This is a genomic window from Cellulosimicrobium sp. So1_17, from assembly GCF_055181235.1.
This window is the reverse complement of record NZ_CM143702.1, coordinates 2,243,864-2,260,713: the sequence shown is the minus strand read 5'-3', so window position 1 is coordinate 2,260,713 and position 16,850 is coordinate 2,243,864. Positions and strand designations below refer to the sequence as shown.

Annotated in this window: 19 protein-coding genes, 1 tRNA gene and 1 pseudogene; 12 read left to right on the top strand and 9 right to left on the bottom strand. The window is 73.6% G+C overall.

The annotated features are described in order from the left end of the window. The first annotated feature begins 131 nt into the window (after positions 1–131). The 3 genes and pseudogenes from ACZCLJ_RS09930 to ACZCLJ_RS09920 all read left to right on the top strand — a co-directional run. Positions 132–1,769 carry a class I SAM-dependent methyltransferase gene (locus ACZCLJ_RS09930; protein ID WP_463106317.1) on the top strand — a complete coding sequence of 546 codons (1,638 nt, stop codon included), beginning with the start codon at positions 132–134 and terminating at the stop codon, positions 1,767–1,769. A 31-nt stretch (positions 1,770–1,800) separates the two neighbouring features. Beyond that, complete coding sequence (locus ACZCLJ_RS09925; RefSeq protein WP_463106316.1) at positions 1,801–2,409, top strand: hypothetical protein; 609 nt, start codon at positions 1,801–1,803, stop codon at positions 2,407–2,409. Continuing rightward, positions 2,406–2,798, top strand: a pseudogene (locus ACZCLJ_RS09920) (GNAT family N-acetyltransferase); the annotation flags it as partial. The gene ACZCLJ_RS09925 and the pseudogene ACZCLJ_RS09920, both read left to right, overlap by 4 nt. Positions 2,799–2,851: 53 nt before the next feature. Here the strand turns inward: ACZCLJ_RS09920 and ACZCLJ_RS09915 are convergent. Further along, positions 2,852–3,472: a pyridoxamine 5'-phosphate oxidase family protein gene (locus ACZCLJ_RS09915; protein ID WP_251152488.1), complete on the bottom strand. Its 621-nt coding sequence runs from the start codon at positions 3,470–3,472 to the stop codon at positions 2,852–2,854. 48 nt (positions 3,473–3,520) lie between these two features. On the opposite strand from ACZCLJ_RS09915, the gene ACZCLJ_RS09910 reads away from it, so the two are divergent. Beyond that, on the top strand, positions 3,521–4,156 hold the full coding sequence (locus ACZCLJ_RS09910; RefSeq protein ID WP_251152487.1) for a DinB family protein: 636 nt from the start codon (positions 3,521–3,523) through the stop codon (positions 4,154–4,156). Between the two features lie 16 nt (positions 4,157–4,172). Here the strand turns inward: ACZCLJ_RS09910 and rlmC are convergent, their stop codons facing one another. Continuing rightward, entirely contained in the window at positions 4,173–5,303 is a 1,131-nt protein-coding gene (gene rlmC, locus ACZCLJ_RS09905) for a 23S rRNA (uracil(747)-C(5))-methyltransferase RlmC (RefSeq protein WP_251152486.1), read from the bottom strand. A gap of 108 nt (positions 5,304–5,411) precedes the next feature. Here rlmC and ACZCLJ_RS09900 point away from each other — a divergent pair, with 108 nt between their 5' ends. The 4 genes from ACZCLJ_RS09900 (at position 5,412) to ACZCLJ_RS09885 (ending at position 7,084) form a co-directional block, all read left to right on the top strand. Further along, positions 5,412–5,894 carry a pyridoxamine 5'-phosphate oxidase family protein gene (locus ACZCLJ_RS09900; RefSeq protein ID WP_463106315.1) on the top strand — a complete coding sequence of 161 codons (483 nt, stop codon included), beginning with the start codon at positions 5,412–5,414 and terminating at the stop codon, positions 5,892–5,894. A 101-nt stretch (positions 5,895–5,995) separates the two neighbouring features. After that, positions 5,996–6,220, top strand: a complete 225-nt coding sequence (locus ACZCLJ_RS09895; RefSeq protein ID WP_251152484.1) for a three-helix bundle dimerization domain-containing protein — start codon at positions 5,996–5,998, stop codon at positions 6,218–6,220. A 283-nt stretch (positions 6,221–6,503) separates the two neighbouring features. Continuing rightward, positions 6,504–6,884: an STAS domain-containing protein gene (locus ACZCLJ_RS09890; RefSeq protein ID WP_463106314.1), complete on the top strand. Its 381-nt coding sequence runs from the start codon at positions 6,504–6,506 to the stop codon at positions 6,882–6,884. Further along, a complete protein-coding gene (locus tag ACZCLJ_RS09885; RefSeq protein ID WP_463106313.1) occupies positions 6,881–7,084 on the top strand; it encodes a hypothetical protein in 204 nt (67 codons plus the stop codon). The genes ACZCLJ_RS09890 and ACZCLJ_RS09885 overlap by 4 nt, the downstream gene beginning before the upstream one ends. Positions 7,085–7,139: 55 nt before the next feature. Here the strand turns inward: ACZCLJ_RS09885 and ACZCLJ_RS09880 are convergent, their stop codons facing one another. After that, positions 7,140–7,523 (bottom strand): hypothetical protein, encoded by a 384-nt coding sequence (locus ACZCLJ_RS09880; protein WP_251152481.1) that lies wholly within the window; start codon positions 7,521–7,523, stop codon positions 7,140–7,142. 263 nt (positions 7,524–7,786) lie between these two features. After that, positions 7,787–7,862: transfer RNA gene (locus tag ACZCLJ_RS09875), tRNA-Lys, on the bottom strand. A 213-nt stretch (positions 7,863–8,075) separates the two neighbouring features. On the opposite strand from ACZCLJ_RS09875, the gene ACZCLJ_RS09870 reads away from it, so the two are divergent. Together ACZCLJ_RS09870 and ACZCLJ_RS09865 are read left to right on the top strand one after the other, a co-directional pair. After that, positions 8,076–9,071, top strand: coding sequence for a ScyD/ScyE family protein (locus ACZCLJ_RS09870; RefSeq protein ID WP_463106312.1), 996 nt, complete (start codon positions 8,076–8,078; stop codon positions 9,069–9,071). A 287-nt stretch (positions 9,072–9,358) separates the two neighbouring features. Continuing rightward, positions 9,359–9,640 carry a HesB/IscA family protein gene (locus ACZCLJ_RS09865; protein ID WP_251152479.1) on the top strand — a complete coding sequence of 94 codons (282 nt, stop codon included), beginning with the start codon at positions 9,359–9,361 and terminating at the stop codon, positions 9,638–9,640. Positions 9,641–9,774: 134 nt separating this feature from the next. Here ACZCLJ_RS09865 and ACZCLJ_RS09860 read toward each other — a convergent pair whose 3' ends face one another. Both ACZCLJ_RS09860 and ACZCLJ_RS09855 read right to left on the bottom strand, forming a co-directional pair. Further along, positions 9,775–10,203 carry a hypothetical protein gene (locus ACZCLJ_RS09860; RefSeq protein WP_463106311.1) on the bottom strand — a complete coding sequence of 143 codons (429 nt, stop codon included), beginning with the start codon at positions 10,201–10,203 and terminating at the stop codon, positions 9,775–9,777. Beyond that, positions 10,179–10,955, bottom strand: coding sequence for a M50 family metallopeptidase (locus tag ACZCLJ_RS09855; protein ID WP_463106310.1), 777 nt, complete (start codon positions 10,953–10,955; stop codon positions 10,179–10,181). Before ACZCLJ_RS09855 ends, ACZCLJ_RS09860 begins: the two co-directional genes overlap by 25 nt. 339 nt (positions 10,956–11,294) lie before the next feature. Between ACZCLJ_RS09855 and ACZCLJ_RS09850 the strand changes: the two genes are divergently transcribed. Next, positions 11,295–12,812, top strand: coding sequence for a DEAD/DEAH box helicase (locus ACZCLJ_RS09850; protein WP_463106309.1), 1,518 nt, complete (start codon positions 11,295–11,297; stop codon positions 12,810–12,812). 106 nt (positions 12,813–12,918) lie between these two features. On the opposite strand, the gene ACZCLJ_RS09845 is transcribed toward ACZCLJ_RS09850, so the two are convergent. Further along, positions 12,919–15,285 (bottom strand): arylsulfatase, encoded by a 2,367-nt coding sequence (locus ACZCLJ_RS09845; protein WP_463106308.1) that lies wholly within the window; start codon positions 15,283–15,285, stop codon positions 12,919–12,921. A gap of 146 nt (positions 15,286–15,431) precedes the next feature. Further along, positions 15,432–15,932 (bottom strand): hypothetical protein, encoded by a 501-nt coding sequence (locus ACZCLJ_RS09840; RefSeq protein ID WP_251152474.1) that lies wholly within the window; start codon positions 15,930–15,932, stop codon positions 15,432–15,434. An 89-nt stretch (positions 15,933–16,021) separates the two neighbouring features. Here ACZCLJ_RS09840 and msrB point away from each other — a divergent pair, with 89 nt between their 5' ends. Beyond that, the gene (gene msrB / locus ACZCLJ_RS09835; protein WP_251152473.1) at positions 16,022–16,450 is read left to right on the top strand and encodes a peptide-methionine (R)-S-oxide reductase MsrB; all 429 of its coding nucleotides are present in this window, start codon (positions 16,022–16,024) and stop codon (positions 16,448–16,450) included. Here the strand turns inward: msrB and ACZCLJ_RS09830 are convergent. Then, positions 16,422–16,850, bottom strand: a complete 429-nt coding sequence (locus ACZCLJ_RS09830; protein WP_463106307.1) for a ribosomal maturation YjgA family protein — start codon at positions 16,848–16,850, stop codon at positions 16,422–16,424. The two genes, msrB and ACZCLJ_RS09830, sit on opposite strands and share 29 nt — an antisense overlap.

Below are 16,850 nucleotides of genomic sequence, written 5' to 3'. Positions count from 1 at the left end.
ATCACCGTGCCACAGGTCAGGTGCCCACCGCATCGTGGACGGGCGTCCAGTGCGCTCGCGGCCCGCGCCGGTCGTCCCCTCCGGTACGGGCGGACTTGCGCTGCGGGACCCGCCACCAGCACCGTAGCCCCGTGCACCGAACCGACGGCCCCGTCCGCCGCATCCTCTTCCCCGGCCGTCACCACCTCGTCACGCGGTTCCAGGTCGACTACCTGCGCGCCCTGCGTGCCGGGCTCGTCCGGGACCTCGACGGGCGGCGCGTCCGCTGCGCCCCCGACGTCGAGGTCGTCTGGGTCGTGACCTCCGCCAACCACTCGGGCACACGGCGCAACCCGCTGCCGGGACACCGCCGCGAGGCGCTGATCGAGAACGTCGCGGTCCGCGAGGGCCTGCCGAGCGTCGTCGTCCCCGTGCCGGACGCGGCGCCGAACCCGCGGTTCGCGACCCTCGTCGTGACGAGCGTCGCGACGGGCACCGGCCGCGAGCCCACGCCGGCCGACACCGTCGTGGCGTGCTCGACGCCGTCCCTGATCGACGCCTACCGCGAGCTGGGCTTCCGGGTCGCGGGAGTCGAGCTCGACGCGGCGGAGGACGACGGCGGACCCGGCGGCGGGGCGCGCGCGACGGGTGGGACGGTCGCGCGGCCGTGGGACGTCGTCGAGCTCCTCGCCGCGGGCGACGAGCACTGGCGCGAGGTCGCGCACCCTGCCGTGCCCGACTTCTACGCGCGCTACGGCCTCGTCGCGCACGTGCGGGAGATCTTCGCCGACCCGGTGGTCTCGGGCGACGGCGACCTCACGACGACGCGCGACTACCGCACGTACGCCGCCGCGTTCGAGGAGGCGTCGGCGCGCAAGTGGGCGCAGGTCGCGCCGCACGTGCGTCCCGGGCGGGTCGTCGACATCGGGTGCGCGACCGGCGGGCTGCTGGAGCACGCAGCGCGCGAGCCGCGCCTGCACGAGTCCGACCTGTTCGGCGTCGACGTCGCGCGGCACCTGGTCGCCGAGGCCGAGCACAAGAAGGCGCAAGGAGTGTTCGCCAACCCGAACGTGTGGTTCGTGCAGGCGAACATCCTCGCGCGGTCGGTCATGCCGGACGCGTCCGTGGACACGACGCTCACGATCGCGCTCACGCACGAGGTGTCGTCGTACGGGGACGGCGTGCGCGACGTCGAGCTGTTCGCCCGGCGCGTGCTGCGGCACACGCGGCCCGGAGGGGTCTGGGTCAACTCGGACGTGTGCGGGCCCGCGGACCCGGGCCGCGTCGTCGTGCTCACGCTGCGGACGGACGACGGCGCTGCGGCCGCCGGGGACGGGCCGGACGGGGCACGGACCGACCTCGACACGCTCGCGCGCGAGGACGTCGCCGCGCACGTCGGCGGGCTGTCGACCGACGCGCGCCTCGCGCAGTTCGCGCACGACTTCCCGCGGTCGTCGGGGGCGACGTTCGCTCCCGAGCGGCTGGGCGACGGGCGCTGGCGGCTCACGCTGCGCGAGGCGATGGAGTTCCTCACGCGCAAGGACTACGTGGACAACTGGTTGTCGGAGGCGCACGAGCGGTTCTGCGACCTCAGCGGACCGCGATGGGCGTCGCTGCTCGAGGAGGCGGGCTTCGAGCTCGAGCCCGGCAGCGGCGCGTGGCGCAACGACTGGCTCGTCGAGCACGCGTTCGCGCCGGTGGCGACGCTGCACGACGCCACGACCGGCGAGCCCGTCGACTGGCCGGACACGCACGTGCTGACGGTCGCGCGCCGCCCGGAGCTCGCCTGACCGCTCGCGGGCTGCCGGGCGGGCTGGGATCGTGGGAGCCGTGCTGCTCGACGCGCGGACGCTGCAGGGCATCCAGGACGGGACCGTGACGCTCGCGTTCCGCCGCTGGACCGTGCCGCGCGTGCACGTCGGGACGCGGCAGCGGACGAGCATCGGCGTGGTCGAGGTGACGTCGGTCGAGCGCGTCCCGCTCGGACCGGACGGCGTCCCGCTGGTGCCCGACGCCGACGCCCGGCTCGCCGGTCTGGCCTCCCCCGAGCGCGTGCTGGCCCGGGGCGCAGCGCGCGAGGGCGACCTCTATCGCGTCGGGCTGCGGTTCGCGGGCGCGGACCCGCGCGTCGCGCTGCGCGCGGACGCCGAGCTCGACACGGCCGCCGTCGAGCGGATCGGCGCGAGCCTCGCCCGCAAGGACCGGGCCGCCACCGAGCCGTGGACGCGCGCCTACCTCGAGCTCGTCGCCGCCCACCCGGGGGTCGTGGCGCGCGAGCTCGCGGCCGGGCTCGGGGTGGCGCGCGACGACTTCAAGGTCCGCGTGCGGCGGCTCAAGGAGCTCGGGCTCACGGAGAGCCTCGAGGTCGGGTACCGGATCTCGCCGCGTGGCGCCGCGTACCTCGCCGCCACGCGCGAGGACCGGACGTGACCGTCCACCCCCCGTCGACGCTCCCGGTGGTCGGCACGCCCACCGTGCTGCTGCGCCGCACCACGGTCGACGACTGGCCGCTCGAGCAGGCGTTGTCCCGCGTCGACGACGTACCCCGGTGGACGTTCGTGCCCCCGCGGATGACGGACGCGCAGGCGCGCCGCTGGGCGCGCGCAGCCGTCGAGCGCGCCGAGGCCGGGGTCGGCGTGCGCTACGTGGTGGAGTGCGACGGCGAGGACGCAGGGGTCGCGGGGATCGCCGGGCTCGGCACGTCGGCACCTGCCGTGTTCTACGCCCTGCTTCCCGGCGCTCGCGGACGTGGCCTCGCGACGCGCGCCGTCCGCTCGCTGACGGGGTGGGTGCACGACAGCGGCGCCGCGGAGGTGCGGCTGCTCACCCGGGTGGGCAACGAGCCGAGCGAGGCCGTCGCCGAGCGGTCCGGCTACCGGCTGCTGGGCGAGACGACGGACGAGCGGGACGGGTCGCGCGTCAGGGTCTGGGCCGCCGCGCCACCGTCGAGAGCCGGGAGCGCGTCGATGCTCCGCGAGTTCTTGAGCAGGCGGTAGTCGTCGAGCTGCTCGGGCGTCTTGCGTGCCGCCCAGCGGTCCAGCAGGTCGCGGTCCTCGACGAGCTCCATGCGGGGCACGGAGAAGCCGCACGAGTCGGAGACGCGCGTGACGTCCACGACGACGACGCCGCGCTGCCCGGCCGTCTGGTCCTTGGCGAAGAGGGGGCGCAGCGCGTCGAACTCCTCCGTGCCGGCCTCGACGTAGCGCCCCGTGCCGTGGAACCGCACGATGTTCGGCGGCCCGTCGAACGCGCAGAACATGATGACGATGCGGCCGTTCTCGCGCAGGTGGGCCGGCGTCTCCGCGCCGGATCCCGTGTAGTCGAGGTAGGCGACGCGGTGCGGCCCGAGGACAGCGAACGTCCCCGCCATGCCCTTGGGGGCGACGTTGACATGACCGTCCGCGGCGAGCGGGGCGGTGCCGACGAAGAACACCGGCTGCGCCAGGACGAACGACGCGAGGCGGTCGGTGATCTGCTCGTGGAGGGTCGCCATGGGGCGAGTCTGGCACCGCTGCGGGCGGCCGGGAGTAGCGTCCGGGGAATGAGCGCACCTGCCACGACCCCACCCGCGAACCCGTCGCCGGAGGACCCCAAGGACACGCTGCTGCGATACCTCGCGCGCGAGCGCGCGGCGCTGCTCGGCAAGGCCGAAGGGCTGAGCGAGCACGACGTCCGTCGCCCCCTGACCCGTACGGGCACCAACCTCCTGGGGCTGCTCAAGCACGTCGCGAGCGTGCAGGTCGGCTACCTGTGCGAGACCTTCGGCGGCACGCACGACCTCGCGATGCCGTGGTTCGACGGCGAGGACATGGAGGTCAACGCCGACATGTGGGCGACCGCGGACGAGTCGCGTGAGGAGATCCTCGAGCTCTTCCGGCGCTCGTCCGAGATCTCGGACGAGACGGTCGCCGGTCTCGACCTCGACGCGCGCGGCGAGGTGCCGTGGTGGCCGCCGGAGCGGCGCGTCGTGACGCTCCACCAGATCCTCGTCCACATGCTCGACGAGATGGCGCACCACGCGGGTCACGCCGACATCGTGCGCGAGCTCGTCGACGGCGCCGCCGGCAACGGCCGGGGAGACCTGCCCGAGCAGTCCGACGCGGAGTGGACGGCCTACCGGCAGCGGGTCGAGGACGCGGCGGTCGAGGCCGCGCGCCGGGCGGGCGAGAGCGTGTGACGCGTCCCGGGACCTGTCAGGCGCGCTCGAGGAGGACCGCGACCTCGTAGTGCGCGGTGTGCGGGAACATGTCGAGCACGCGCGCCTCGCGCGGCCGCAGCGACGGCATGAGCGCCAGGTCGCGCGCGAGCGACGTCGCGTTGCAGCTCGAGTACACGACGTGCCGCACGTCCGACGCCTCGAGCCACGTGCTCAGCGTCTCGCCGACGCCGCGGCGCGGAGGGTTCACGACGACCAGTCCGGGCTGAGCGCCAGGCGACGACCCGAGCGCGAACGCCGTCGCGTCCTCGGCGTGGAACGTCGTGCGGTCCAGGCCTGCGTCCTGCGCCGTGAGCCGCGCGCTCGCGATCGCCTCGACGCTCGTCTCGACCCCGACGACGTCGCGCCCCGCACCGGCGACGTGCAGCGCGAACCCTCCGACGCCGCAGTACAGGTCCCAGACCGAGGAGGGGCCGGCGTCGTCCACCCAGTCGCGGCCCTGGCGGTACAGCGCCGCGGCGACCTCGGTGTTCGTCTGGAAGAAGCTCTGCGGGCGCAGGTGCAGGTCGATGCCGTTCACCGACATGCGCAGGGTCTCCGTGTCGGTGAGGAGGATCTCGGTCTCGCCCTCGACGACGGCCTTGTGCTCGGGATGGATGTTCGCGGAGACGACGCGCAGCCGGGGGAGCGCGTCGAGCAACGCCGGCAGGTGCTTGCGGAGCCGGGGCACCGACTCGGTCGAGCGCAGGACGAACCGGGCCATGAGGTCGCCGTCGGGCGACAGGGTCACGAGCACGTACTTCAGCTCGCCCCGCCGGGCGCGGACGTCGTAGGGGACGAGGCGTGCTCGCGTGACGATCTCCGCGAGCGGTCCGAACGCGTCCTGCAGCGCCGCGGGGTAGAGGGGGCAGTCCGTGAGGTCGACGCCGCCGGCCTCGTCGAGGATCCCGAGCACCGGGTCGTCCACGGTCCCCGTGACGACCATCTTCGCCTTGTTGCGGAACCCGGCCTCGGGCGAGGTCACCGGGTCGAGCCACCGCAGCCCGGGAGCGAGCGGGGCGAGCAGGTCGGCGCAGTGCCGCTGCTTGCCCGCGAGCTGGGCCGGGTACGGCTGCTCGAGGAGCGTGCACGACCGGCACCGCCAGGCGTCGAAGTGGTGGCACTGCACTCGTTCGAGTCTACGGCCCGGTCCTGTCCTCGGTCCGCGGGGACGGCTAGCCTGGCGTCGACGGCCGCCGGGCGGACGGTCCCGGGGCGTGGCACGAGCGGAGACACGATGGTCGAGCTCACGACGCGGGACGTGTGGCGCGTCCTCGAGAAGCAGAACTTCATGGTCCTGGGCATGGTGTCGGCGCGCGGCGAGGCGCGGACCGCGGGCGTCATGCTCCACGTCGAAGGGCGCCGCCTGTGGTCGACGACGAACGACGACGAGTGGAAGGCGAAGCACCTCGCGGCGAACCCGCAGGTCTCCGTCACGGTACCCGTCCCGAAGCGTCTGCCGTTCGTGCCCTGGGTCAAGGTGCCCGCCGCCACCGTCACGTTCACCGCGGTCGCGACGCTCGTGCCCGCGGCGTCGATCCCCGGCAGCGTGCGCGCGGTGCTGCTGAAGGGTCTCGACGTCGAGGAGGACGGCGCGCGCGGAGCGCTCGTGGGGATCCGCCTCGAGCCCTACGGGGACTTCGTCACGTACGGCGTCGGTGTGTCGCTGCTGGGGATGCGGGACACCGAGAGGGCACGAGGGCGCGCTCGCGCTGCCTGACGACGGCCGACGTGCGACGGGTCGTCGTCGTGCTGCTCCGGCGGACCCCGAGTTCACGGCACGTTCGCCCTGCCGCAACCGCGCCGTGCGAACCTGCCCGCATGACAGCCGACGAGACCCGCGAGATCGACGTCGTGGTCCAGCGCATCGCGGACCGGTTCCCCGGCGTGGACCCGGACGACGTGCGCGCGCAGGTGCACGCCGAGCTCGAGGTCTTCGACGACGCGCACGTGCGCGACTTCGTGCCCGTGCTCGTGGAGAACGCGGTCATGGACACGCTGCGGGCGTCGCTCGAGCCGACGCCGATCGTCCCGCCCGAGGCCTGAGACCTGGAAGGCGAGGACGCGACCGAGCCCGGACTGGAAGGTCGCGGACCGCCTCGGCTGGGACGACACCGGGCCCGCGGAGTACGTCGCCGTCGCCAGCCTCCAGTCCGACGCCCTCGTCACGGAGGACGCCGAGCTGGCCCGGGCCGCGGAGGGGCTCGTGCGCGTCGCGTCGTTCGGGGAGCTGTCGGGGCTCGCGTGAGCGCGGGGGACCCGCTCGGTGAGCGAGCACGCGACATGGCGCGTACCGTCGAGCCGCTGACGACGAGGAGTGCGGATCACGGTGAACAGGGAAGTAGTGGGCGACGTCGCGATCGAGGACGGCGGGTCGCGGTGGGTGATGTGGGGCGAGATCGACTTCTCGGTGACGCATCGGGTCAAGCGGGCACTGGCCTCCACCATCGACGGCTTCCCGAAGACCATCGACCTCCGGCGCGTGACCTTCATGGACTCGTCGGGCCTTCACTTGCTCCTCATGAAGGTGACGGCCGCGAGCCGTCCGCGGCTCGTCGACGCCCCGCAGCCCGTCCTCGACCTGCTCGACATGAGCAGCGCGCGAGGACTGGTCGAGCTCGTCGACGGTCCGCACGACGACGGCGTGAGCACTCCCGGCGGAACCGCCGTGGGGCCCGCGCCAACCAGCGGCGCAGGACGGGGCGCGTGAGGCACTGGACGCCGACGACCGACATGGTGCGTCGGCTCTACGTCGCCGGCCGTGAGGCGACGAGCCCCGCGGAGACGCTGCGCATGCGACCCGAGGAGATCGGCGCCGAGTTCGACCGGTGGTTCGCGGAGGCCGTCCGGCGTGCTTCCCGCCAGGACGCCGGGCCGGCGGAGGGTGACCCGACGGGCGGGCGCTCCTGACGCCGCTGCAGGACCGGTCGACCACCAGCGCTCGGCCGTGCGCCGCCACGTGCCGCTAGGTGTTCTCGCCGCCGTAGAACGTCCAGATGCGGTGCTGCGTATGCGGATCGATGCGGCGACGCGGGCTGGTGGAGCCGCCGACGTGAGCCGCGAGCCAGGAGCGCAGCGAGCTCGAGGAGGTCTCGACCTCGCGGGCGAGCTCGTCGACGGTCGGCCATGCCGACCGCGCGGTGCGGACCTGGTTCCCCGTGGCCGCGAGGTGGATGTCGCCGCCCCATGCCATGGCTTCGACGGGTGACGAGAACCCGCCGATGCGACCGGGCCGGGGCAGGGGTTTCTCGAGGCACCACTCCTCCGCCCGCGTGACGACCCGGTACACCCCCTCGGGTGCCGTGGCCTCGTACCCGCCGTCCTCCGTCGCCTTCCAGCTCAGCCCCATGAGGCGAAGTATTGCAGCGATACGCCTCGAATGAAACATGAGCGAGACGCGGACCTCGACTTCACCCGCTGGCTTCTGGACACTCGTCCAGTTCGCGACCTACGGTGGACGCAGCGCCGGTGCCCCCACCATCGCCCCCCGCTGGTGGGGGTGCCGGCCGTCAACGCGGTGCTGTCGAGCCGCTCCCCGCGGCATGGGCTCGGGGCCGCTCCGCGACGTGCTGGCGGCGGACGTGCGCCGGCCGGCTCGGCTCCATCGAGAGGTGGTGGGCCCCGTGGGGTTCGAACCCACAACCTACGGATTAAAAGTCCGCAGCTCTGCCAGTTGAGCTAGAGGCCCCGGACGAGCGCGCTGCGATCGTCGGGGACAGCCTACGCGGGCGTGCGCAGCCCCTGGATCCGGAGCGCCACGACCCGTGACGCCCGCGCGGCACGGGAGTAGCGTCGTCCGTGAGGGGGCAGCACTTCGTCCCGACCCGGCACGCGGCGATCTCCCGACCGCGCCGGGCCCGACCCGTACCTGTGCACCGTCGCACCATGGAAGGGGTCTGCCGTGCACACCCCGCGCCGTCTGACCGTCCTCGTCCTCTCCGCACTCCTCCTCGCGACCTCGGCCTCGGCCGCCGTCGCGACACCACCACGACCCGGCCCCTCGCACTCCGCACCGACCCTCCTGGCGACCGGGCTCTCCGGCGGCGCGGGCAGCACGGTCGGGCCCGACGGCTCCCTCTACGTGACCGAGCCGCGGTCCGGCGAGGTCTCCCGGGTCGACCGCCGGACCGGTGAGATCTCGACCGTCGTGTCCGGCCTGCCGACGCAACTGCCCGGGACACCGGGTGGCGCGATCGACGTCGCGTTCCTCGGGCGCACCGCCTACGTCCTCGTGACCATCGTCGAGCCAGCCGTCGTCGGCCTCTATCGCGTGGACCGGTCCGGCGGCGTGACCCCGGTGGCCGACATCGGGGCCTGGTCGATCGCGAACCCGCCCGACACGGACTTCTTCGTGCCCTCGGGCGTGCAGTACGCGCTCGAGAGCTACCGGGGCGGCTTCCTCGTGACGGACGGGCATCACAACCGGGTGCTGCGCGTGACGACGCGCGGCGAGGTCACCGAGGTCCTCGCGCTCGGCAACGTCGTGCCCACGGGTCTCGAGACCGTCGGCCGCACGGTCCTGCTCGCGCAGGCCGGTCCGGTCCCGCACCTGCCGGAGGACGGGCGCGTCGTCGCGTTCCGGCCCGGGTCGCAGGACGTGCGAGAGGTCGCCTCCGGCGGTCGGCTGCTCGTGGACGTCGAGAGCGGGCACGGTCACCTGTTCGCGCTCGCCCAGGGCACGTTCACGCCGGGGAGCCCCGAGGGATCGCCGGCCGCTCCGGACACCGGACAGCTCCTGGAGGTCGGTCGGCACGGCGACCTGCGAGCCGTCGCGGTCGGCCTCGACCGGCCGACGTCGGTCGAGATCGTCGGGCGCACGGCCTACGTCGTCACGCTCGACGGGGAGGTGTGGACCGTGCGTCTGGGGCACGGCCACGGGCACTCGCACGGCCACTGAGCCGCACTCCACCAGCGCGCCGCCCTGCATCGGTGGGTCGCGAGACGCCGCCGGACCCGCGCGGGCGCGTACCGTACGCGCCGCTCCCCGGACTGTCCTGTGCGGTCTTGCTGCGTGAGAAATTCGGTGAGATCGGGGTGTGGCGCTTGCGCCGTCCGCCGGATCTTGCTTGGTTGGAGGAGACCGAGGGGCCCGCGGGAGGGTGCACCGACGGCAGGTCACACCACCCAGGTGTGAGCCGCACGGACGTGTCCCGTGGCCCCCGCCCGGCGACGAGAGGAGCTCTCGTGCTCACCCTGACCGACAACGCCCGTACCGCTGTCCAGGACCTCACCACGCAGGCCGGTGTCCCCGAGGGAGGCGGTCTCCGGATCGCCGAGTCCGCGGACCAGGCCGGCAGCTTCGAGCTCGCGCTCGTTCCCGCCCCGCAGCCCGACGACGAGGTCGTCGAGAACGGCGAGGCCAAGGTGTTCGTGGAGTCCGCCACCGTGCCGACGCTCTCGAACCTCACGCTCGACACCGACCCGAACGCTCAGGGTCCGTCGTTCGTCCTGACCCCTCAGGGCTGACGCCGCACGCACTTCGGCGACGCGCCGCTCTCCTCCTCCAGGCGCGTCCTCGGCTTCGACGGGTCGTCCGCATCGCGGGCGGCCCGTCGTCGTGCCCGGCCGGGGCAGGCCTGCGCCACCAGCCTCGGACGTCCTCAGCGCGCGTCGCGCGCGGCGGCGGCGACCTCCGCGGCGACCGCGCCGGCGCGCCAGCAGCGGAACCGCAGGACGCCGCGCTCGTGGTGCACCGCGACGATCCCGGTGAGGACCCCTGGCTCCGTCTCGACCGACGTCACGTCGCGCAGCGCGAGCATCATCTCGCCCGGCAGCCCACGGAGCAGCGCCTGGTCCGCGCGTGAGACGCCGAACCACAGGTGGTCCGGGACGACGGCGAACCGCGTCCCGACCCAGATCTCCGCCCGTCTCCGCCGCCATCTCTCGACGGTCCGGCCCACCCCGGTCGTCGTGGAGGGGACGTCCCGCCGGTCGGTCCCGGGGAGGAGCAGGTTCGCGAGGCGCCGCCCCGACCCGCGTTGTTCCGGCGCGTCCGCGGACCGCGTCACGTCGCCGGCCCGACGATCCACCAGCCGCCGAGCACCGCGGCACCGACCGTGACGACGAGGAACACCCCGACCCAGACGAGCCCCGGCACGCGGGTGAGCCGGGCGAGGATGTCGGCGTCGGAGGCGGCGGCCCGTCCGCGCGCCCGCTCGCTCTGGAGCTCGAGCACGGGGCGGACGGCGCCGAGGAGCAGGAACCACGTCACGGCGTAGGCGACCGCGCTCTGGACCGCCGGCGCTGCCCACCACGAGACCGCCACGAGTGCAGCGCCGCTCACGAGCACCGACCACAGGCCGAACCAGTTGCGGATCTGCAGCAGCAGGAGCGCGAGGAGCAGCACGAGCAGCCACAGCAGCCCGACGGCGTAGCCCTGGCGGAGGAGAGCGGCCGCACCGAGCCCGATCAGGCCCGGGCCGACGTAGCCCATGAACGCGGTGAGCACCATGCCGAACCCGCGCGGCCGGCCCGAGGAGACCGTCAGCCCGGACGTGTCCGAGTGCAGCCGGATGCCCGACAGGCGCCGCCCCGTCAGGACCGCGGCGAGCGCGTGCGCGCCCTCGTGCGCGATGGTGATCACGTGCCGCGCCACGCGCCACACCGGGGTCACGAGCACGACGGCGAGCGCCAGGCCGCCCATGGCGGCGACCACCGCGGGGTCCGGGGGAGCGACCGGGGTCACCGCGGCGTCCCAGATCTGCCCGACGACGTCCCCCACCGACGAGGCGACGCCACCGCCCGAGGTGGCACCGCCGTCGGACAGGGTGGTCAGGGCCATAGCGGCCTTCGTCAGCGCGTCCACGCGCGCCATTCCACCACGCCTGGCGGACAGCGGTCCCCGGCGTCCCGACTCCCGGTGCGCCGAGCACGACCTGGTGCGCGGTCGAGCACGACATCACGGTCGTTCTGCGTCTGATAACGACCGTCAGGTCGTGTTCGGCCACGGACCCCGCGGCCCCGCCCGACGTGACGCCGCACACGCTTCCCAGCCGCACGGCGTCGGGCATGAGACACTGGTCGGACGAGGGCAGTGCGAACTGCGCGCCCCGCGTCGTGGAGATCCCCCCGGATTGCGTGCGGCGGACCCCGACCCCAGCCTCGAGAGGCCTTTCTTCCTGTGACTTCCTTTGCCGACTTCGGCCTGCCCACCACCGTCGTGCGCGAGCTCTCGCGCCAGGGCATCGACTCCCCGTTCCCCATCCAGACCGCCACGCTGCCCGACTCGATGAAGGGCCGCGACGTCCTCGGCCGCGGCCGCACGGGCTCCGGCAAGACGCTGGCGTTCTCGCTCCCGACCGTCTCGCGGCTCGCCCACGCGAAGACCTCGCGGCACCCGCGTCGGCCCCGCGCGCTCGTGCTGTGCCCCACGCGCGAGCTCGCCAACCAGATCAACGCCACGATGGAGCCCGTCGCGAAGGCCCTCGGCCTGACGACGACGACGATCTTCGGCGGCGTCGCGCAGTCGCGCCAGGTCGCCGCGCTCGACAAGGGCGTGGACATCGTCATCGCGTGCCCCGGCCGCCTCGAGGACCTCCTCAACCAGCGCCTGCTCACGCTCGACGGCATCGAGATCACCGTGCTCGACGAGGCCGACCACATGGCCGACCTCGGGTTCCTGCCCGGCGTGAAGCGCATCATGGACAAGACCCCGAAGAAGGGTCAGCGCATGCTGTTCTCCGCGACGCTCGACAACGGCGTGGACCAGCTCGTCAAGCGCTACCTCAGCAACCCGGTGCGCCACTCCGTGGACGACGCCGCGGCCGCGCCCCCGCAGATGACGCACCACATCCTCGCGGTGCGCGACGCGGAGGCGAAGAAGCAGGTCGTGCACGAGCTCGCGTCGGGCACCGGTCGCCGCGTCCTGTTCATGAAGACGAAGCACCAGGCGAAGAAGCTCGCGAGGCAGCTCACCGCCGCGGGCGTCCCCGCCGTGGACCTGCACGGCAACCTCGGCCAGGGCGCGCGCGAGCGCAACCTCGAGGCGTTCTCCTCGGGCACCGTGAAGGTGCTCGTCGCGACGGACATCGCCGCGCGCGGCATCCACGTCGACGAGGTCGAGCTCGTCGTGCACGTCGACCCGCCGGCCGAGCACAAGGCCTACCTCCACCGCTCGGGCCGCACGGCGCGCGCGGGCTCCGAGGGCGTCGTCGTCACCGTGATGCTCCCCGAGCAGCGCGGCGACGTGCGCGACCTGACCCGCAAGGCGAAGATCACGGCGCAGCCGAAGCCCGTCGACCCGGGCGACGCCACGCTGAAGGCGCTCGTCGGCGACATCGCGGCGTACGTGCGCCCGGCCGACATCACGCCCCCGCAGACGCAGGCCCGGCGCGGCACGCCGTCGACCAACGGCGGCTCGCGCGCGTCGCGCCGTGGCCAGGGCTCCGGCCAGGGCGGCGCTCCGCGCGGCCAGTCCGCCGGCGGCCAGGGCGGCCAGCGCCAGACGGCGCAGCGTTCCGGCGGCGCCGGCCGCCCCGCCGGTGGCTCGTTGGGCGGCTCGTCGCGTGGCGGGCAGTCCCGCGGCGGTCAGCAGGGCCAGCAGTCGGCAGGGCAGGGCGGCTCCGCCCGCCGCGGCGGCCGCGGCCGCGCGCAGCGCCCCGCGGGCGGGACCGTCTACTCGACGTCCTCCGCGCGCTGACCGCAGCACCTCGCAGCACGGCCGGCGGGCCGAGGACGGGAGATCCGTCCTCGGCCCGCTGCCGTACCCGCTCCTGGCGGTACCTCGCCCCGCCGTCCCGTCGTCGCTACTGCCGTGCCATCGCGATCCGGAGCACCGTCTCCGGGTCCACGAGGTGGTCGTGCGTGTCGCCGCCCACGTCGAGCTGCACCCACTGCAGCCGCCCGGTGAACCGGCTCGTCCGGGTGGTGTAGTCGGGCGAGACGCACGTGCCCGACTCGTAGCCGACGTCCGTGGTCTCGTCCGCGGAGAAGATCATCGGCTGCGTCGCGTCGACGCGGCCGGTGCCGACGGGCTCGCCGTCGTGGAACAGCGTGACGTCGCCGCCCTTGCCGAGGCCTCCGCCGTCGTACGCCAGCTCGGCGCGCACCTGGTGGCTGCCGCTGGGCAGCGGGACGTCCGCCCGGACGGCGAAGTGGTGGATGCCGAGCACGTTGTAGAGGAACGTGAGGCGTCCCTCGTGGACGTACAGGCTCCACCCGCCGAACCGGCCGCCCTGCGCGACGAGCACCCCCTGCGCCGGCTCGTCACGGACGTCGACCTGCGCGGTGACGGTGAACGACCTGTTCTTGACGCTCAGGACGCTGTTCTCCGAGAGGCGGCCCATGCCGGGGTAGAACACCTGGCGCGTCCCTCGCAGGAGGGTCGGCCGCCCCGCCAGCGTCGGCTCGAGCCGTTCCGCGCCGCGGTCGTCCAGCGGGAGGACGCCGTACTTCGCCGCCTCGATGAGCCAGAGCCGCTGCAGCCTGGCGAGCACGTCCGGGCGCTCCGCGGCGAGGTCGTGCGCCTGGCTGAAGTCCGCCGACCCGTCGTAGAGCTCCCACGTGTCGTCGTCGAACGGCACGAGATCGCCACCCACCATGACCCACGGGGTGCGGTGCTTCGTCACCGCGCTCCAGCCCTTGTGGTAGATCCCGCGGTTCCCGAACATCTCGAAGTACTGGAGGTCGTGCCGCTCCGGGACCTCGGGGTCGTCGAACGTGTACAGCATCGACGTGCCCTCCATCGGTGACTGCAGCACGCCGTTGACCATCGTGGGCTCCGGGATCCCGGCCGCCTCGAGGACCGTCGGCGCGACGTCGACCACGTGCGTGAACTGCGAGCGCAGACCGCCGCGCTCCGCGATCCGCCGCGGCCAGTGCACGATCGTCCCGTTGCGCGTCCCGCCCCAGTGCGACGCGACCTGCTTGGTCCACTGCAGCGGCGAGTTCATGGCCCACGCCCACCCGACGGCGTAGTGGTTGTACGAGCTGGGCGAGCCGAGGTCGTCCATCGTCGAGCGCAGGAACTCGGGCGTCTCGAGCGCCGCCATGCCGTTGAAGTTCGCCATCTCGTTGAACGCGCCGTTCACCGTGCCCTCGGCCGACGCGCCGTTGTCGCCGATGACGTAGTAGACGAGCGTGTCCTCGAGCACGCCGAGCTCCTCGAGCGTGTCGACGAACCGGCCGACGTGGTGGTCGGTGTGCTCGAGGAACGCCGCGTACACCTCCATCTGGCGGGCGAGGACGGGCTTCAGGTCGTCGGGCATGTCGTCCCACGCGGGGATCTCGTCGTGCCGTGCCGTGAGCTGCGTGCCCTCCGGCACGACCCCGAGCTCCTGCTGGCGGGCGAAGATCCGCTCGCGCTGGACGTCCCAGCCGTCGTCGAACGCGCCACGGTACTTCTGGATCCACTCGGCGGGAACGTGGTGCGGCGCGTGCGTCGCACCGGGCGCGAGGTAGACGAAGAACGGCTTGTCCGGCATGAGCGCCTTCTGCTGGCGCACCCACGCCGAGGCGTGGTCCACGAGGTCCTCGGTGAGGTGGTAGCCCTCCTCCGCCGTGGCGGGCGGCTCGACGGGGGTCGTGCCGTCGTACAGGGCCGGGTCCCACTGGTTGTTCTCGCCGCCGATGAAGCCGTAGAAGGTCTCGAAGCCGCCTCCCCCCGACGGCCAGGCGTCGAACGGGCCCATCGGGGACGTCTGCCACACGGGGACCTCGTGGCACTTGCCGAACTGCGCCGTCGAGTAGCCGTTGAGCCGGAGCGTGAGCGCGAGCGGCGCCTTCGTGTTGGGGCGCAGCGAGCTGTTGCCGGGAGCCGACGTCGCCGTCTCGGTAATGCTCCCCATGCCGACCGAGTGGTGGTTGCGGCCCGTGAGGAGCGCCTGGCGCGTCGGGGCGCACAGCGCCGTGGTGTGGAACCGGTTGAACCGCAGACCGCCCGCCGCGAGCCGCTCGGCGGTCGGGGTGCGGCACGGGCCGCCGAACGCGCTGGAGGCGCCGAACCCGACGTCGTCCAGGAGGATCACGACGACGTTCGGCGCGCCCTCGGGCGGGAGCAGCGGTTCGATCGGCGGGAACGCGGTGTCGGGATCCCGCGCGTCGTACGTCGTCAGGCCGGGAGGCGTGCGATCGGGGATCGGGAGCATCGAGCGGGCGTGCTGGTCGGGACGCATGGTGCCTCCTCGGGCAGGGCGGACGCGAGCGTCACGCCGCTGCGGACGCCCTGCTGGCGTCTGCCAGTGTGATCTGTATCACGTGCTGCCGACGAGTGCGACCCGGGTCTCCGCCGCGGCGCGCGGACCGGGGCTGAGGCGGCGGTTCAGTGCAGGAGGTACTTCAGGAGGATCACCACGAGGCCGAAGCCGGCCGCCACGCACGTCTCGCCGACCAGCGGCCAGCCCCGCACCCCGGCCCGGGTCGCGGCGTACCAGCCGGCCGCGGCGAGCAGCACGACCGTGAACCACAGGGCGACGAAGGACGCGGTCTCGGCGTCGAGGCCCGCGACCCGCCCGACGGCGAAGACGACGATCGGGGGGATGCTGCCGACGAGCACGCCGGTGTTGGTCCGCAGCGCCTCGTTGAGCCGATGGCCCGACGAGTGGTCCGGGTCCGAGAACCGGCCGCCGATCGCGTCCACGTAGACGTGGGTGAGCCAGTAGATGACGGCGACCACCGAGGCGGCGATCGCGACGCGGTCGCTGTCGACGGTGTGGACGCTGTTCACGGCGAGCACGGACCCGGTGACGACGGCGCCGTACAGGAGATCCGGCGCGGCGCGCGCGTGGACGTGACGTCGCAGTCTGTTCGGCACCTCGGCCATGGGGTCATCCTCCCCGCTGACGGGACGGTGCGCCACGGGGCCAGGAACACCGGGCGCGTCAGGACGGTTGGGAACGTCGGAGGTGGATCATGACCGACAAGACCCACGAGAACACCGGCACCTATCAGGTGACGAAGACGGACGAGCAGTGGCGCGAGGAGCTCACGCCGCAGGAGTATGCCGTCCTGCGCCACGCGGGCACGGAGCGTGCCTGGACGGGCGAGCTGCTCGACGAGAAGCGCGTCGGCGTCTACAGCTGTCGCGCGTGCGGCAACGAGCTTTTCCGCTCGGACACCAAGTTCGACTCGCACTGCGGGTGGCCGAGCTTCTTCAGCCCGCTCGCCGGCGACCGCGTCGAGCTGCTCACCGACAGCAGCCTCGGCATGGTGCGCACCGAGGTGCGCTGCGCCCGGTGCGGCTCGCACCTGGGGCACGTCTTCGACGACGCGCCGCAGACCCCGACGGGCGACCGCTTCTGCATGAACTCCGTCAGCCTGACGTTCGAGCCGACGGCCTGACGCCCGCCGTCGTGCGCCGGCCCGTGCGGCGCGCGACGAGCGACCGGACCAGGACGTCGCCCCCCACGGCGAGGGCGACTCCGACCGCGTAGCAGGCCAGGTCCCGCACCGCGAACGTGCTGCCCAGCAGCCACGCCGCGGGCGGGACCTCGTCGTTCACGGCCGCCGCGAGGCCGGTGGCCTGCAGTGCCTCGACCGCCCCGCACCACGCGAGTGCGAGCGCGCCGACCGCGACGGGGCGGGTGCGCACGAGGACCAGCGCCACGAGCAGGTAGGTCGCCACCGCGTACAGCACGTCACCGCCGACGTCGCCCCACGGGTCCGGCACGCGGGTCGCCACGACGAGGCCCGCGAGCACCACGGCGGCGAGCGCCGCCACGAGGGCGAGGCGCCGCCGCAC

Coding starts and splice junctions, on each gene's coding strand:
- ACZCLJ_RS09900 (WP_463106315.1), top strand. CDS start 5,412: ATGGTCGAGCTCACGACGCGGGACGTGTGGCGCGTCCTCGAGAAGCAG.
- ACZCLJ_RS09895 (WP_251152484.1), top strand. CDS start 5,996: ATGACAGCCGACGAGACCCGCGAGATCGACGTCGTGGTCCAGCGCATC.
- ACZCLJ_RS09840 (WP_251152474.1), bottom strand. CDS start 15,932: ATGGCCGAGGTGCCGAACAGACTGCGACGTCACGTCCACGCGCGCGCC.
- msrB (WP_251152473.1), top strand. CDS start 16,022: ATGACCGACAAGACCCACGAGAACACCGGCACCTATCAGGTGACGAAG.
- ACZCLJ_RS09915 (WP_251152488.1), bottom strand. CDS start 3,472: ATGGCGACCCTCCACGAGCAGATCACCGACCGCCTCGCGTCGTTCGTC.
- ACZCLJ_RS09855 (WP_463106310.1), bottom strand. CDS start 10,955: ATGGCCCTGACCACCCTGTCCGACGGCGGTGCCACCTCGGGCGGTGGC.
- ACZCLJ_RS09910 (WP_251152487.1), top strand. CDS start 3,521: ATGAGCGCACCTGCCACGACCCCACCCGCGAACCCGTCGCCGGAGGAC.
- ACZCLJ_RS09845 (WP_463106308.1), bottom strand. CDS start 15,285: ATGCGTCCCGACCAGCACGCCCGCTCGATGCTCCCGATCCCCGATCGC.
- ACZCLJ_RS09880 (WP_251152481.1), bottom strand. CDS start 7,523: ATGGGGCTGAGCTGGAAGGCGACGGAGGACGGCGGGTACGAGGCCACG.